Genomic DNA, 16,268 nt, shown 5'->3' on the forward strand with positions numbered 1-16,268 from the left:
TTACTAATAAAAGGGATTTTGAATAAAAATCCCTTTTATTTTTAAACATCTTTATTTAGGTTTGACAATCAGATTACAAACCAAAAAGACTATAGACAACCTTTTACTAAACTTTAAACTATGAATTTTAGAAAGTCAATCGACTTACTTACAAAAGAAGCTTCCGAAAGCGGAGAAGGGGCACTGAAAAGGACCCTTGGCCCCGTAAATCTGGTTGCTTTGGGTATTGGGGCCATTATCGGTGCTGGATTATTTTCCATTACAGGTTCAGCAGCGGCCAATAATGCCGGCCCGGCAATCACCATTTCCTTTATTATTGCAGCAATAGGTTGCGGATTTGCAGGATTATGCTATGCAGAATTTGCTTCCATGATCCCTGTTGCAGGAAGTGCATATACCTATTCTTATGCCACCATGGGCGAGTTAGTAGCCTGGATTATTGGTTGGGATTTAGTATTGGAATATGCGGTTGGTGCCGCTACAGTTTCTATTAGCTGGAGCAGATACCTGGTCAAGTTTCTCGAATATTATGACCTTCACCTACCCGCACAGGTAGTGATGTCGCCATTTGACACCGCTACACTTGCCGATGGAACGATCGTTAATGGTATGTTCAACTTACCTGCCGTATTTATCATCGTATTAATGTCAATGGTATTAATCAGAGGAACTAAAGAATCGGCCATCATCAATGGTGTTATTGTAGCCGTTAAGGTGGTGATCGTATTCATCTTTATCTTCTTAGGCTGGAAATACATCAATGCAGACAATTATTCTCCATATTTTATCCCTGCGGATAAACCAGGTCATGCCAGTTTCTTTGAAAACGGATGGGGTGGTGTCATCAGAGCAGCGGGTATTGTGTTCTTCGCTTATATAGGTTTCGATGCAGTATCTACTGCAGCACAGGAAGCTAAAAATCCGAAGAAAGATATGCCAATCGGTATCCTTGTTTCGCTATTCATCTGTACTATTCTTTATATCTTATTTGCACACGTAATGACAGGTGTTGCCAACTACGACCTATTCAAAGGTCAGGATGGTATTGCTCCGGTTGCTGTAGCGATTGACAATATGGGTGTTAAAAATGCAGCAGGAATTGTAACGCCAGCATATCCATGGTTAAACAAAGCGATTATCCTTGCCATTTTAGGTGGTTATTCTTCTGTCATCCTGGTGATGTTACTTGGACAATCCAGAGTATTCTTCTCGATGAGTAGAGATGGTTTATTGCCAGCTGTTTTCTCTAAAGTTCACCCTAAATTCAGTACTCCTGCGAAGAGCAATCTCTTATTCATGGTATTTGTAAGTTTATTCGCTGCTTTTGTTCCGGCAAGAGTTGTGGGTGAAATGACCAGTATCGGTACCCTGTTTGCCTTTATTCTGGTATGTATTGGTATCATTATCCTGAGAAAACGTATGCCGGATCTTCCAAGAGCATTTAAAGTACCAATGGTACCGCTTATCCCGATCTTAGGTGTAGTGGTTTGTTTGGGAATGATGATTTTCCTTCCATTGGATACCTGGGTTCGTTTATTGGTATGGATGATTATCGGTGTAAACGTGTATTTGTTCTACGGAATCAAAAACAGTTTATTGTCCGACAATAATCCGGTAACGCTGGCCAGAAGTAATAAAGTAGTTTCTTACATCGGTTTGGCCTTAGCGGTCTTGTTGATTATTGTGGCGATCATTCACCACCATACCACCAACGGAACTGATACTGGATTGTACTACTTCTCCCTGATATTTGCTGTGGTACATATCTTCATTTACGTATACCGTGCGGCCACTTCTAAAAACGTGAAAGCCAAAGTATAAGCCTCCTTTACTAAAAGGACAGGCATTTATAAACAAAAGTCCCGGGTTTCCGCAAAGGAACCCGGGACTTTTTGTTTTCACAGCAGGTCACCATTTTATTACAAAATACTATACCTTTGCAGCATAAATCAGCTGCTATGGAATTTAATTTCAGTCAAATCCTCTCTTGTTCAATGATCATGTTCGCGATTATTGATATCCTTGGTGCCATCCCGGTAGTCATAGAACTTAGAAAAAAAGCCGGTCATATTCAATCTGAAAAAGCAACTATTGTGGCTACAGCATTGATGATTATCTTTCTTTTTGCGGGAGAAACCTTATTAAAAGTAATCGGTCTGGATGTAGAATCCTTCGCAATTGCCGGTTCCTTTGTGATCTTCGTCATTGCGATGGAAATGGTCCTTGGACTCACCATTTTTAAGGAAGATGTTCCGGAAACCATATCGATCGTCCCGCTAGCCTTCCCATTAATTGCAGGTGCAGGAACCATGACTACCTTATTGTCATTAAAAACAGAATATGCCACACAAAACATCATTGCGGGCATTATGATCAATATGATATTTGTCTATTTCGTATTGAAAAACACCAACCGTTTAGAGCGCCTGCTTGGTAAAGCCGGACTAAATGTGTTGAGAAAAGCATTTGGAATCATCTTACTGGCCATTGCCATTAAACTATTCAGAAACAATACAGGCTTGTAAGTAACCAAACCTCCAGACATAAAAATGGCCCCTGAATTTAAACAATTCAGGGGCCATTTTATATTGAGTGTTATATGGTTTCCGTTTTAATCAAACGAGCTACAAACATCGTATCCGCAGCATCTTTATATCCTTTAATGACTTCCATTTTCTCCAGTTTCAGCGGAAGCGTTTCTTCCAGAAAGCGGACTACTTCTTCATTTTCCTGTTTAAAAACAGAACAGGTGATGTAGATCAATGGTTTCCCCACCTTCAGGTATTTGACCACATTGGCGGCAATTCCCTTCTGTAAACGGGTATACATATTGATTTTATGTTCATCGAAGTAGAACAACATTTCTGGTGTACGTCCCCAGGTACCTGATCCGGAACAAGGAGCATCAAGTACAATCCCATCAAATTCATAATCATGTAAGTCCAGATCGTTGTTTTGCAACAGGTCTAATACTTTCTTTTGATACTTCTTAATTCCTGCTTCATGAAAACGATCATCCAGGTTGTTTAAGCTGTTTTCTCTAACATCACTCACCACGAGCTGCACCGTAGGTTCCAGATCGTGTAGCAGCAGGGATTTACCCCCTGAGGCGGCACAACAATCCCACCAGCGATCATACGCTTTAGGTTCAAAAAATAAACCTGTCTTTTGAGAAGAAAGATCCTGAACCTGATAAAACTTCTGATTGGGGAATACGTTTTCCAGTTTCGTGCCATTTGGCAGCATTAAAGTCGTTTCACTAAGCTCTTTTACCGGCACTTCATGTGCGTTCAAAGCGGTTAGTAAAGCCTTCATGTGTCCTTTCGTTACCCTTAAAAATAAATCCGGCTGTATAAAGAAAGATTCAAAGAAATCTTCCTGTTCTACTGCGGCACTTAAATTTTGATGGAAAGAAAAAACATCTGCCAGTTTGAAGGCCGGAAAAGCGTCTTGAATCAGCGCCAGCTTCGCTTTCAATGGCAATTCGATTTGATCAGCCAATTTTGGCAGATGCGTATCCACCACCAGGCCAGGGGTATTATTGCATAGAAAATCAGCAATTGCCAAACGCAATACCTGCGGTTCTTTCATCAGGGCCTTTCCCAGTCTGAAAAAACTATATATATAACGGCTGGACCATCTTCTATCCGAAGAGCCCATCTTTTTATTCTGTTTGAAATAGAGGTGTAAAAACCGATGTAATGGCAAAAGCCCATCGTAGCTTTTAAAAATCTGCTCAAATGCCCGGATCTGGTGTTCTATTCTCATTCTACAATATTTATAGCAAAATTCTTATAGCGTAAAAGCATTAAACTGGTATTGATATAACCGAGTTTTTCATCGTGGTAAAAATCAAAGGAATTGTGTAGTCCTTCGTATTTCTCTTTAGTCAGGTACTTTAAGTAATCAGCCCCGTGTTCAGCAAATAATTTACCGAAATAAAAGCCAATATCAAACCCTTTAAAAGAATATTCAGAAGGTTCGAATCTGAATGCTGACCTGTATTTTTTAATAAACTGTATGGTTGCCGGACTCCGGTAATTGACATGATAAGAGGCGGTGATACTCGTATTCAAAGCCTGTAACCTATCCACATTATAATTCTGTTTGATCCAGTCCGGATGTCCGAATAAATCAATATCAAAACCCTTGTTTTTAATCTTTACCAACCTGTCCAGAGTAGGAACCACAAACTTACGATCAGAAGTAGTCACGATGATCACGTACTTTTTACCTTTCTGCATCTTCGTTTCCAGGCTATACACCGAAGGATATTCCTGTAGCGTAAAAGCCTTTTTATGGGCAGCAAAAGCCTCTCTTAAAGGCTTAGCCAGCACTTCATCACTACTTGATTTCGGATTGATCAACACCACAATCGTGTTTTCCGGCTGAAATGTTTTAGCCACATAATTCACAATTTTCGCTGCATGCAGGTCTATATTATTGACTACCGAGATCAGGTTAGGATTGTTAAATTCAGAAGGATGCGTAGCAGCCAGTGGTGATAGTACCGGCATATTTCTGGCAATAGAATAAGGAGTAATGTGCTTAACTCCCTGAGGAAACACAGGTCCGACTACCAGATTACTGTAGGTTAAAGTACCCCTGTCGATCAGCGCATCAATCTGCGTATTGTTATCACGGGTATCGAAGACACTTAGTTTGAAGTTTAAGCCCAAACTTGCCGCAGAATCTATTCCCAGTTTAAAACCCTGGTAAAAGTCTATGGCCATTGCTGCTTTATCAACCCCGGCTTTGGTAGCCGACTTCAGGTTAATTTCATTGAGACGGAAAGGGATCAGCAAAGAAATATTAGCCTGTGTAAACCGCTCAGTAGGCTTTTCTATTTCTTTATCTTTACCCTGGCCATCGGGTTTTTTATTTGCAGACTTTCTTATTTTCGGCGAACATGCCGAAAATAAGAAAGCAATACAAATGATCAGCCAATACTTATTCCCACTCAATTGTAGCGGGTGGTTTTGAACTGATATCATATACTACGCGGTTTATTCCTTTTACTTTGTTAATAATTTCATTAGAAATTTTGGCGAGTACGTTATATGGTAAATGACACCAATCGGCAGTCATACCGTCTACAGATTCCACTGCACGAAGACAGATGGCATTCTCGTAAGTACGTTCATCACCCATTACGCCTACAGATTGAACCGGAAGGAAGATTGCTCCTGCCTGCCATACTTTATCGTATAAACCTGCTTCTTTTAAGTTATTGATATAAATTGCATCCGCTTCCTGAAGGATAGCTACCTTCTCAGGAGTTACCTCACCAAGAATCCTGATGGCTAATCCCGGACCAGGGAAAGGGTGACGGCCAATGATGAAATGCTCCAAACCTAATGAAGTACCCACTCTTCTCACTTCATCTTTAAATAAAGTTTTCAATGGTTCCACTACTTTTAGTTTCATGAAATCAGGCAATCCACCAACATTATGGTGAGATTTAATCGTAGCTGAAGGGCCTCCGTTTACAGAGATCGATTCAATTACGTCAGGGTAAATGGTACCTTGAGCCAACCATTTCACATCTTCAACCAGGTGTGCTTCTGTATCGAAAACTTCGATAAATACACGTCCGATTGCTTTACGTTTCAACTCAGGATCAGTAACACCAGCCAATTGGCTTAAAAAACGGTCCTTAGCATCTACGCCTTTGATATTTAAACCAAGGTGTTTGTATTGCTCTAATACACTTTCATATTCGTCTTTACGAAGTAAACCGTTGTCAACAAAAATACAGTGTAAGTTAGTACCGATTGCTTTGTGCAATAATACCGCAGCAACACTAGAGTCTACACCGCCTGAAAGGCCTAGTACAACTTTATCGTCGCCAATAGTTTCTTTTAAATCTGCAATGATCGTTTCAACGAAAGCTTCAGAAGTCCAGTTCTGCTGACATCCACAGATATCTACCAGGAAGTTTTCTAATAATTGCTTTCCGTCAGTACTATGAGTCACTTCCGGGTGGAACTGAATGCCATAGGTCTCGCTATCTTTAATCTGATAAGCCGCAACTTTTACGCTGTCGGTACTTGCAATCAGTTCAAAGTTTTCAGGAATCTTAGTGATGGTATCTCCATGAGACATCCATACCTGAGAATCCAGATTGATATTCTTAAGTAATTTACTTCCGCTAGCAACGAAATTCAGGTTAGCCCTGCCGTATTCACGAGTTGATGAAGCCTGAACCTCACCACCAAGTTGTTGCGCCATATATTGCGCACCATAACAAACGCCCAATACAGGGAATTTAAGGTGGAATTTAGTCAGGTCAATCTGTGGAGCGTCTGCTTGACGAACCGAAAAAGGACTACCTGAAAAGATAACACCTTTTACGTCTGATGTGATTTCAGGAATATTATTGAAAGGATGAATTTCGCAATACACATTAAGCTCACGTACCCTGCGGGCAATTAGCTGCGTGTATTGGGAACCAAAATCGAGAATTATGATTTTTTCTAGCATGGCCAAAGTTAAGAAAAGTTACCTGCTGGTACAAGACAGAATGTCAATTAACCTCGATTTGGTACTTAATTACCTCCACGCCGAACCTTCTTAGAAAATCTACGCCCTCATCACTAGCCAATCCTTTGTATTCTGCATAAGAATCTTTGAATAAAACCTTCTTAATTCCGGAGGATAAAATCAATCTCGCACAGGCGATACAAGGGGAAAGTGTGGTATATAAGGTAGCGCCTTCTACTTTAGCTCCGTTTTTGGAAGCGTATAAAATCGCGTTTTCCTCAGCGTGAAGGGCAAGAGAACAACTGCCTCTCGAATCTCTGTCGCAGCCCGTCTCCGGCCATTCTTCATCACAATTGTGTGTTTCGGGGGGTGGCCCGTTATAACCGATAGAGATAATGCGTGTATCTTTTGTCAGCACCGCACCAACATGCGCCTTTACGCAATGGGAACGGGCAGCAAGATCTACTGCTAAATTCATATAAATCTGATCGAAACTCTTTTTACTCATATAGGTATAAATAAAAAGCTTCCCATTGAATAAATGGGAAGCTTTCCGGTTAAATATAATTAGTGACCTCCTTCGGCCTCAATATTTTCTACATTAATACCCTGGCTTTTCAGCACTGCACTCACTCTCCAGGCAAAGAATACCAGGTAAGCAAAGCCGATTGCAGGAACAATATAAGAACTGTGGATACCAATCGCATCAGCAAGTTCACCTTGAATTGGCGGAATAATCGCACCACCTAAAATCATCATGATCAGGAATGAAGAACCCTGACTGGTGTATTTGTTTAGTCCGGTGATCGACAAAGCAAAGATCGAAGGCCACATGATTGAACAGCACAAGCCACCACTTACGAAAGCAAAGATCGCAACATGACCAGTGGTTAATAAACCGATAGCCATAGAAATCGCACCTAAAGTTCCGAAAATCGCCAGTGTTTTAGCCGGTTTCTCTTGTCCAAGGTAAAAGGCAACAATCATTACCGCGATACAGATTCCATATACATATAAGTTACCTACATCAGTTCCGGTGAAATGGTTTACCACTAAGATCACACCGAAAGCCACGAAAGGCACAATTACAGTCAGGATATTTCTTAAGGTTTTAGACATGCTAAAAGCCGATATCGCACCTGTCCAACGACCAATCATCATACTTCCCCAGTATAGAGAAATGTATTGTTTGATCTCAGATTCTGCTAAACCACCAAATTCTTTCAGGTTTAATAAAGCACCCAGGTTACTTTGAATCGTTACTTCTGTACCTACATACATGAAGATCGCCAGCATTCCCAATACCAATTGTGGATATTGCATGGCACCCCATTTCTCAGGGTTATCTTTTTTAACGGTATAAGCAAACAGTAAAGCACCAAGAATGATGGCTAAAGAAGAGTACACAAATACCGGAGAAGGAATACAAGTAGCATTTGCTAAAGGACCTGCAGCGGCAACCATTAAGAAACCCAGGATCATCACGACCAATGGACCGTTAGGTTTAGGACTTGCTTCTACTTTTTCATCACTCGTTACTTTAGGCAACTTAGACAGTGCGAAGAAAATCGCTACGGCGATAAACAGACCCGCAAGAATCAGGTATAAGTTATTAATAGAGCTGATTTCTACTGCTTTCGGGATGGCATCATTTGCTGTACCGAATAAAACCACACTCACGATCACAGGGCCCATTAAACCACCAAGGTTATTGATCCCACCGGCAAGGTTTAAACGGTGTGTACCACTTTCAGGCGCACCTAAAGCCACCACAAAAGGGTTAGCCGCAGTTTGCTGAAGGGAGAAACCCAGGGCAATCACGAAAAAGGTAAATAGTATAAAGATGAAAGATCCGGAATGAACCGCGGGAATCATGATCAATGCACCAATTGCAGAGATAAGCAATCCGGCGATAATCCCTTTTTTGTAACCGATTTTATTCAGAATATCTACTTTACTGGCTTGAGAAGCGAAGTACAACAACAGCGACCCAATAAAGTATCCACCGTAAAATGTAAAGTCAATAAGTTGAGACTCGAATTGAGTCAGATTAAAATGCGCTTTGCAGAATGGGATAAAAATACCATTTGAAGCAGCAACAAAGCCCCAGAAAAAGAACACAGTAATAATTGTGTACAAAGCGGTGCCATAATTTTTTTTAGATTGTTGTTCCATATAATCGTAAGTAACTTATTTTGGTGCGCTAAACTTAAATAAAAAAAACTGTTTGCTAAAGTGTAATGTTTACACACTGGTACTTTCCCGGCCGCCTTTCAAGGGGGATATTGGCGGGCTATGCCGGGGAATCTATAAAAATAATAAGGCGGGGTTTATTCATAAAATCGCATATTAGCATAATTTTAGAAGTTAGGTGAATGTTTGAAGCAATATTACAGGGGGTGGGTGCAGGTATATTATTTTCGTTTTTAACGGGTCCTGTATTCTTTTCCATGATTAAAACGAGCATTGAGAAAGGCTTCAAAGCCGGGTTTTCTCTTGCGGTGGGTGTGATTTTTAGTGACATAATTTTTATCACGCTTACCATTTTCAGTGCGCAATTTGTAGACTATAAATCAGAATACTTTCAATATATAGGCATCGTTGGAGGCCTCTTTTTATTTGGGATCGGGCTGTATTACCTTTTCAACAAGGTAAAAGTAAGTTATGATGTAGGCGAGATCGCGAAGATTAAAAAGCGCGGCTACATCCTTAAAGGCTTTTTAATGTGCCTCTTATCTCCTACTACCTTGATGTTCTGGATTATGGTGGGGGGCATCATTTCGGTGCAGCTCCATTTAACGATGTCGGAGAAAGTGGTCTTCTTTATTGTGGCCATGGCCACACAGCTAACCGTAGATGGCGTCAAAACTTATTATGCAGCCAAGCTCCGGTACCGCATCAAAGAGAAGACCATACAAAACCTAAACCGGATTGCGGGGGCGGTCATCATCATCTTTGCCATCCGCTTATTTATAGAAGTCTTATTAAAACATTATAAATAAAAAAATCCCCGCCAGGCAATAAGCCAGGCGGGGATTTGTATTTTATTAAAGCGCTTAATTAGTAAGCTCTTTGGTTGTTTCCTTCTTTCCAGTTCACAAAAGCTTTAATCACAACTTTGTTACCACCAGGTGTTGGGTAATTTCCAGAGAAATACCAATCACCAGTATGATCCGGACAAGCTACGTGTAGATTATCCAAAGTCTGATAAATTACTTCTACCTCTGCATTGATATTTTCAGGGGTAATGATCTTCGTGATTTGTGCAGAAATCTCTTCCTGGGTGAAAGGTCTGTAGATGTCTTTCACATGGTTCACGATCTCTTCTTTTGGCAACAACAGAGAAGCTTTACATTTCTGATAAACCTCTTCGATGATGTGTTCCATACCACGCGCTTTCAACAATTGAATTGCCGCTTCGAAAGCAACAAATTCTCCCATTTTAGACATATCGATACCATAGCAATCAGGGTAACGGATTTGTGGAGCAGAAGAAACGATAATGATCTTCTTAGGGTGTAGTCTGTCGATGATCTTGATGATACTCTGTTTCAAGGTTGTTCCTCTAACGATCGAGTCATCAATAGCTACTAAAGTATCGGTACCGTTCTTGATCACACCATAAGTAGTGTCATAAACGTGCGCTACCATATCACCTCTGTCAGCATCCTGAGTAATGAACGTTCTTAGTTTTACATCCTTAATTGCCAGTTTCTCCACTCTTGGATTCATGGATAGCAATTCATTCAGTTCTTCATCGCTTAATTGCTCTTTACGAGTCAGCAAGGTATCTTTTTGTACACCTCTGATATAGCTGTGTAAGCCTTCTACCATACCGTAGAAAGAAACTTCAGCAGTATTCGGGATAAAAGAGAATACGGTATTTTTAAGGTCTGCACTAACGGCTTTCAGAATCTGATCACACAATAATGCGCCTAAATGTTTTCTTTCTTTATAGATATCTGCATCAGATCCTCTGGAGAAGTAAATACGCTCAAATGAACAAGCTCTTTTTTCCTGAGGCTCTCTGAAAACTTCCTGAGTTACCGTACCGTTTTTCTTAACGATCAAGGCATGCCCTGGTTTAATTTCCTGCACATCTTTAAATGGAATATTGAAAGCAGTTTGAATAGCTGGTCTTTCAGAAGCAGCAACTACGATCTCATCATCAGCATAATAGAATGCCGGACGAATTCCCGAAGGATCACGAAGGATAAAAGCATCACCATTACCAACGATACCAGAAATTGCATAACCACCATCCCAGTTCTTTGCAGAACGACGAAGGATTTTAGCAATATCCAAACCTTCAGAGATTTTGTGGGTAATTTCTACGTTATCTAATCCTTCTTTCTTGTAAGCATCAAAAAGCTCCTGGTTCTCATCGTCAAGGAAATGACCGATTTTCTCCAGAACTGTTACCGTATCCGCTTTTTCTTTCGGATGTTGTCCAAGCTCATAAAGTTGCTCTAACAACTCTTCCACATTCGTCATGTTGAAGTTACCTGCAATCACAAGATTACGGGTCATCCAATTGTTCTGACGTAGGAAAGGGTGACAATTTTCAATACTATTCTGACCATGTGTACCATAGCGAAGGTGACCTAATAGAACTTCTCCGATAAAACTAACATTGGTTTTCAACCATTCAGAATCTTGCATTAGCTCAGGCGTTTCATTCTGAATGTCTACAAATTTACTTTGTACATATCCAAAAATATCAGAAACCGCATTTTGAGCCATAGACCGGTACCTGCTGATGTAGCGGTGTCCTGGTTTAACATCAAGTTTAATGGTGGCAATACCTGCGCCATCTTGTCCACGGTTGTGTTGCTTTTCCATTAAAAGGTAAAGCTTATTAAGGCCGTAAAGAGTGGTACCGTATTTTTCCTGGTAGTATGAGAGAGGTTTTAAAAGGCGGATAAAGGCAATACCGCATTCGTGCTTAATCGAGTCGCTCATTCGTGTGTGATTTGAGCCGCAAATTTACCGTTAATAATTTTCAGAACCTAGAAAGAAATACAATCTTTCATTGAGATTATAATCGGCTAATTAAATACTGTTTAAAGCGTTTAACAGGCAATAGAAGATGTTCATATTGCCTGAACAAAGTATTTTATAAAAGTTTAAGCTGCATTTTATCCGACTGGATTTCCTCCCCAAAGAAGATGGAGGCATGCTGATCAAAAGCAGCGGTATCTCCCGAAGTAAAAAACTTCCGGCTACCTTCCTGCGCAATCTTTGCGGCAATCTCCGGATGGTTTTGCAAATATAAATCCAGGCTATTGGCTACAATATCCGCTTGTCCGAGCAGTTCAATACCCGGGGGCAGGATGGCCTGAAGTTTAGGGATCAGTAAAGGATAATGTGTACAGGCAAGGAGAATGCAATCAATATCCGCGTCTTTTTGCAGCAACTCGTCCAGGTACTTTTGTACAAAATAGTCCGCACCTGGATTGAGATGTTCATTATTTTCGATCAAGGGCACCCACATCGGACAGCTTTGCTGTTGCACTTCAACCTCCGGAAAAAACTTATTAATTTCCAACACATAGGAAAGCGAGTTCACCGTACCACGGGTTCCCATTACCCCTATCTTTTGATTAGAAGTATACTGACCTACCACCTCAGCGGTTGGCCTGATGACGCCCAATACCCGGTAATTGGGATACTTTAGCGGAAGCACCTTTTGCTGGATGCTGCGTAGCGCTTTCGCAGAAGCCGTATTACAGGCGAGGATCACCAGCGGGCATCCCTGCTCAAACAACCATTCTACGCATTCTAAAGTGTACTGGTAAACCGTTTCAAAGGAATGATCTCCATAAGGAGAACGGGCATTATCCCCCAGATAAATATAATTGTATTGCGGCAGCTGTCTGGCTATAGATTTAAACACGGTTAAACCACCATAACCAGAATCAAAAATGCCTATAGATTGTGTCGTATTCATGGTAAAAAAAAAGCGGGATGGAGTTTGATCACCCCATCCCGCAATTTATATATTTTATTTCTGATTATTTCTTTGGAGCTGCAGTTGCAGAGATACCCAATTTAGCTTTAACAGCTGCAGTAATATCATCACCACCATCCCAGTACACTAAAGCCTGGTTAGCAGTATCAAATACGTAAGCGAAACCTTTTTCTTTAGAAACAGCTTTGATTGCTGCATCAGCTTTCACTTGAATAGGGTTAAACAATTCCGCATTTTTAGCTTCCATTTCTTGTTGAGCTTTTGCTCTTGCATCTTCGATACGTTTTTGAAGATCTTGTAATTGAGCACCTAATTCCTGAAGTTCTTTACCAACAGTTTCTTTGTTAGCTTCGCTCAACGTTTTTTGTTTTGCTTCAGCTGACGCCAGTTTAGTTTGGTATTCAGAGATCATTTTCTCTACATCCGCTTGTTTAGTTTTACCGAATGCTTCTAGTTTAGTTCTTGCTTCCTTAACCTCTGGCATAGCTTCAATGATCAATGCCGAGTTCAGGTGCGCTAATTTTTGTTGTGCATTCGCTACGTTAGCAGTAAACAATAACCCCGCTGCGATAAAAAATACGTTAATTGACTTTCTCATTTCTATTTGTCTTAATAAATTGTTTTTACTTGTTTATCTATTTGTGTTTGATTACTTAAGGATGGTTCCCGGTTTAAAACCTAACAACCTGATCACATCATTGCTTACATCATAATTGCTGCTCGCATAAATCATCATGGTTGCTTCACTGCTTTTATCAAAGATAAAATCCAGTTGTTTGCCTTTTGCAACTTCCGTAATCGTCTTTGTTACCTTGTCCTGAATAGGACCTAATAACTTACCACGTTTCTGGAAAAGCTCACCATCCGGACCGAAGATTCTACGTTGAAAATCTTTAGCTTCTTTTTCTTTCTCGATGATGTCATTTTCTCTTCTCTTACGCATATCTGCGGTAAGCAATACCTGATCTGCCTGATAAGCTTTGTACATTTTATCGATCTCCACAAAGTTTTGATCAACCTGTGCCTGCCATTGTTGTGAAGCAACATTCAGCTCATTCAGGGAAGACTTATACTCCGGAAGGTGCTTTAAGATGTATTCCGTATCTACATAAGCGAACTTCTGTGCAAAAGCTCCCATACAGGTAAAGCTTAAGAAGCATATTAAAAGGTATTTTTTCATAGCCTGTTTTTTTATTATCCTAACGTTAATTAAATCCACCTAACTGTTGAGCAATACTGAAGGTAAACGATTGCTTTCCTCCGTTCTCAATTCCAGGAATCTTGTCAAACGGAATACCATAATCGATACCTAACATTCCAAATATCGGTAAAAATATCTTCGCACCAAAACCTGCAGAACGTCTAACGTTAAAAGGATTGAAATCTGCGAACTTGTTCCAGGTATTACCACCCTCCGCAAAAGCGACAAGGAATGCCGTAGCGGATGGACTTGCAATCACCGGATATCTCACCTCTAACACATATTTAGCGAAGATTGGACTACCAGATTGTTGTGCGATCTGTACATTGGCACCATTAGGAATAACAGCACTGTTTGCATAACCACGCATTGCAATAAGCTCAGATCCCTGTAGGAAGTCGAAACCTTGCATACCATCACCACCCAGTTTGAAACGCTCGAAAGCAGGATCACCAACTTCTTTATTATACGATCCAAGGAAACCAAATTGTGCCTGTGCTTTCACTACAAATTTACCGGCAAGTCTATGGAACCATTGAGATTCAAATTTCCATTTGTGGTATTCTGTGAATTTATAGAATTCTTTATCAGGAGCCGTCGCATAGTTCAATTTGTTAATCAATGAATATGGAGGTGTTGCCTGAATCGTGAATTTGAAATAAGAACCGCCAGTAGGGAAGATTGGAGAATCACGTGAATCTCTGCTCAACTCTTGTGCTAAACTGATATTGTAAGAAGTACCCGTGTTGAATTTATAACCTGGATAATCATTCAGAATATACTGTTGGAAACTCAAAGCATGACTCAACTGGAAATAGTTATCCGGGAAGTTTAACCTTCTACCTAAACTAACTGTTACCCCGTTTAAGCGGATTCTTTGTTGGGTCTGACCATTGCGAATTTCGCCGGTTTTTAAGCCGTTAGACTGTAAGGATGTAAATGCACTAACCCCGAAACTCACTGGTTTTTTACCTCCTAACCATGGCTCAGAGAAGGAGAAACTGTAAGACTGGTAGTATTTACCATTCGTTTGTCCACGTAAACTTAATTTCTGACCATCACCTTTTGGTAAAGGTTTGTAAGCACTTGGATTGAAAAGATTTCTTAAAGAGAAGTTATTGAAAGTAAGTCCTAAAGTACCGATGATGTTACCACCACCAAAACCACCAGACAACTCAATCTGATCAGAAGGTTTCTCTTCTACCGCATACTCAATATCTACGGTACCATCAGCCGGATTTGGCTTCGGTGTAGGTACTGTTTTAGACTCATCAAAGTTACCCAACTGACCGATCTGACGAACGGTACGGATCAATAAATCTTTAGAGAACTTATCACCTGGTTTAGTGTGTACCTCACGAAGTACTACCCTATCGTTAGTGATGGTATTTCCTTTAACCGTAATCCTGTTATTCGTGTACTGAGGACCTTCATAAATACGAACTTCCACATCTACGGTATCCCCATAGATTTTAGTCTGAATAGGATCAACGTTAAACGTTAAGTAACCATCGTTCAGGTATAAACTCGATACATCATCACTATTGGCACTACCTCTTAATTTTTTCTCTAATTTCTCTTCAGAAAAAACCTCGCCTTTTTCAATACCTAAGATACGTTCCAGGTCTTTACCTGCGTATTTAGCATTACCTACCCAGGAAATATTTCCGAAATAGTACTTAGGACCTTCGAATACGTCGATCTTAATACCGATAGATTTATCATTATATCTGTAAATGCTGTCTTTCAGAATTACCGCATCACGGTAACCTTTGTCCTGCATTTTAGCAACCAGTGTTTTCTTGTCTTCGTCGTATTTTTCTTTGTTGAATTTACCTGAACCAAAAACTTTATAGAAAGCCTGTTGTTTAGTCTTTTTAAGGAACTTACGCAATTTAGCGTCCGAAAACACTTCATTACCGGTAAAGTCGATCTCATGAACCTTCACCTTACGGCCTTTGTCCACAATCACTTCCAGAATCACGTGGTTCTCCTGATTTGGGTCTGGTTTAGTCTTGTAAGTTACCGTCGTAAAGAAATATCCTTTTTCCAACAGGTATTTTTTAATGATACTGGTGGTAGAATTGTATAAGTTCTCGTTGATAATAGATTTGGTAGACTTCGCATTCAACTTCTCCAGGATATCCGTTTTCTGAGATTTACTAACCCCTTGAATATCAAAAGAAGACAATCTAGGACGTTCAACTACTTCGATATCGAAGTAAACGGAATCGCCTTCAATTTTCGTAATGTCTAATTGTACATCATCAAATAATCCTTGTTCCCAAAGGATTTTAATTGCGTTTGCTGTTGCTTCACCTGGAAGTACAATGCGTTCCCCTTTAATTAATTTCGAAAGGGTGATGATCACATCTTTGTCTAAGAATTTCGTTCCTGACAGGGTTACATCTGCAATAGTGTACTCCTTGGGGTTAAAATAATCCAGATCCAGGCCATTAACTTTTAATGTAGGAGTTGCAGGATTGGACTGAGGACGGATCTGTGCCATTGTTGGTAAACCAATCAATAACAATAGTATGAGTTGATATATTCTTTTCATTTACAATCTAAAAATCGATGCTAAGTTAATTTAAACACATGTTAAAAAGTGTT

Annotated in this window: 13 protein-coding genes; 3 read left to right on the top strand and 10 right to left on the bottom strand. The window is 40.2% G+C overall.

Translation table 11 applies throughout. The features are described from left to right. Positions 1-120 precede the first annotated feature (120 nt). Together R2Q66_RS00365 and R2Q66_RS00370 are read left to right on the top strand one after the other, a co-directional pair. On the top strand, positions 121-1,821 hold the full coding sequence (locus tag R2Q66_RS00365) for an amino acid permease (protein ID WP_316745790.1): 1,701 nt from the start codon (positions 121-123) through the stop codon (positions 1,819-1,821). A 137-nt stretch (positions 1,822-1,958) separates the two neighbouring features. Further along, the gene (locus tag R2Q66_RS00370; RefSeq protein ID WP_316745791.1) at positions 1,959-2,525 is read left to right on the top strand and encodes a MarC family protein; all 567 of its coding nucleotides are present in this window, start codon (positions 1,959-1,961) and stop codon (positions 2,523-2,525) included. Positions 2,526-2,595: 70 nt separating this feature from the next. On the opposite strand, the gene R2Q66_RS00375 is transcribed toward R2Q66_RS00370, so the two are convergent. The 5 genes from R2Q66_RS00375 to R2Q66_RS00395 are packed head-to-tail and all read right to left on the bottom strand — an operon-like array spanning position 2,596 to position 8,658. Continuing rightward, on the bottom strand, positions 2,596-3,768 hold the full coding sequence (locus R2Q66_RS00375) for an RsmB/NOP family class I SAM-dependent RNA methyltransferase (protein ID WP_316745792.1): 1,173 nt from the start codon (positions 3,766-3,768) through the stop codon (positions 2,596-2,598). Beyond that, positions 3,765-4,994: an ABC transporter substrate-binding protein gene (locus R2Q66_RS00380; protein ID WP_316745793.1), complete on the bottom strand. Its 1,230-nt coding sequence runs from the start codon at positions 4,992-4,994 to the stop codon at positions 3,765-3,767. The genes R2Q66_RS00375 and R2Q66_RS00380 overlap by 4 nt, the downstream gene beginning before the upstream one ends. After that, positions 4,951-6,483, bottom strand: coding sequence for a glutamine-hydrolyzing GMP synthase (gene guaA, locus R2Q66_RS00385; RefSeq protein ID WP_316745795.1), 1,533 nt, complete (start codon positions 6,481-6,483; stop codon positions 4,951-4,953). Before guaA ends, R2Q66_RS00380 begins: the two co-directional genes overlap by 44 nt. A 43-nt stretch (positions 6,484-6,526) precedes the next feature. Beyond that, entirely contained in the window at positions 6,527-6,991 is a 465-nt protein-coding gene (locus tag R2Q66_RS00390; RefSeq protein WP_316745797.1) for a dCMP deaminase family protein, read from the bottom strand. A 59-nt stretch (positions 6,992-7,050) separates the two neighbouring features. After that, on the bottom strand, positions 7,051-8,658 hold the full coding sequence (locus R2Q66_RS00395) for an MFS transporter (RefSeq protein ID WP_316745799.1): 1,608 nt from the start codon (positions 8,656-8,658) through the stop codon (positions 7,051-7,053). Between the two features lie 200 nt (positions 8,659-8,858). Here R2Q66_RS00395 and R2Q66_RS00400 point away from each other — a divergent pair, with 200 nt between their 5' ends. Then, positions 8,859-9,485 (top strand): LysE family translocator, encoded by a 627-nt coding sequence (locus R2Q66_RS00400; RefSeq protein WP_316745800.1) that lies wholly within the window; start codon positions 8,859-8,861, stop codon positions 9,483-9,485. A 58-nt stretch (positions 9,486-9,543) separates the two neighbouring features. On the opposite strand, the gene R2Q66_RS00405 is transcribed toward R2Q66_RS00400, so the two are convergent. From R2Q66_RS00405 to bamA, 5 genes are all read right to left on the bottom strand, one after another. Continuing rightward, positions 9,544-11,445 carry an amidophosphoribosyltransferase gene (locus R2Q66_RS00405; RefSeq protein WP_316745802.1) on the bottom strand — a complete coding sequence of 634 codons (1,902 nt, stop codon included), beginning with the start codon at positions 11,443-11,445 and terminating at the stop codon, positions 9,544-9,546. Between the two features lie 154 nt (positions 11,446-11,599). Next, positions 11,600-12,433, bottom strand: coding sequence for a glutamate racemase (gene murI, locus R2Q66_RS00410; RefSeq protein ID WP_316745804.1), 834 nt, complete (start codon positions 12,431-12,433; stop codon positions 11,600-11,602). A gap of 64 nt (positions 12,434-12,497) precedes the next feature. After that, positions 12,498-13,052, bottom strand: a complete 555-nt coding sequence (locus R2Q66_RS00415; protein WP_316745806.1) for an OmpH family outer membrane protein — start codon at positions 13,050-13,052, stop codon at positions 12,498-12,500. A 51-nt stretch (positions 13,053-13,103) separates the two neighbouring features. Next, positions 13,104-13,634, bottom strand: a complete 531-nt coding sequence (locus R2Q66_RS00420) for an OmpH family outer membrane protein (protein ID WP_265840865.1) — start codon at positions 13,632-13,634, stop codon at positions 13,104-13,106. A 25-nt stretch (positions 13,635-13,659) separates the two neighbouring features. Beyond that, entirely contained in the window at positions 13,660-16,215 is a 2,556-nt protein-coding gene (gene bamA, locus R2Q66_RS00425) for an outer membrane protein assembly factor BamA (protein WP_410479353.1), read from the bottom strand. Positions 16,216-16,268: the final 53 nt, after the last annotated feature.

It is taken from the genome of Pedobacter gandavensis (genome assembly GCF_032677645.1).
In the GTDB taxonomy this organism is placed as follows: domain Bacteria; phylum Bacteroidota; class Bacteroidia; order Sphingobacteriales; family Sphingobacteriaceae; genus Pedobacter; species Pedobacter gandavensis_A.

Excerpts from the sequence above, each read along its gene's own strand:
- R2Q66_RS00365 (WP_316745790.1), top strand. The coding sequence starts at position 121 with ATGAATTTTAGAAAGTCAATCGACTTACTTACAAAAGAAGCTTCCGAA.
- R2Q66_RS00370 (WP_316745791.1), top strand. The coding sequence starts at position 1,959 with ATGGAATTTAATTTCAGTCAAATCCTCTCTTGTTCAATGATCATGTTC.
- R2Q66_RS00375 (WP_316745792.1), bottom strand. The coding sequence starts at position 3,768 with ATGAGAATAGAACACCAGATCCGGGCATTTGAGCAGATTTTTAAAAGC.
- R2Q66_RS00380 (WP_316745793.1), bottom strand. The coding sequence starts at position 4,994 with ATGATATCAGTTCAAAACCACCCGCTACAATTGAGTGGGAATAAGTAT.
- guaA (WP_316745795.1), bottom strand. The coding sequence starts at position 6,483 with ATGCTAGAAAAAATCATAATTCTCGATTTTGGTTCCCAATACACGCAG.
- R2Q66_RS00390 (WP_316745797.1), bottom strand. The coding sequence starts at position 6,991 with ATGAGTAAAAAGAGTTTCGATCAGATTTATATGAATTTAGCAGTAGAT.
- R2Q66_RS00395 (WP_316745799.1), bottom strand. The coding sequence starts at position 8,658 with ATGGAACAACAATCTAAAAAAAATTATGGCACCGCTTTGTACACAATT.
- R2Q66_RS00400 (WP_316745800.1), top strand. The coding sequence starts at position 8,859 with ATGTTTGAAGCAATATTACAGGGGGTGGGTGCAGGTATATTATTTTCG.
- R2Q66_RS00405 (WP_316745802.1), bottom strand. The coding sequence starts at position 11,445 with ATGAGCGACTCGATTAAGCACGAATGCGGTATTGCCTTTATCCGCCTT.
- murI (WP_316745804.1), bottom strand. The coding sequence starts at position 12,433 with ATGAATACGACACAATCTATAGGCATTTTTGATTCTGGTTATGGTGGT.
- R2Q66_RS00415 (WP_316745806.1), bottom strand. The coding sequence starts at position 13,052 with ATGAGAAAGTCAATTAACGTATTTTTTATCGCAGCGGGGTTATTGTTT.
- R2Q66_RS00420 (WP_265840865.1), bottom strand. The coding sequence starts at position 13,634 with ATGAAAAAATACCTTTTAATATGCTTCTTAAGCTTTACCTGTATGGGA.
- bamA (WP_410479353.1), bottom strand. The coding sequence starts at position 16,215 with ATGAAAAGAATATATCAACTCATACTATTGTTATTGATTGGTTTACCA.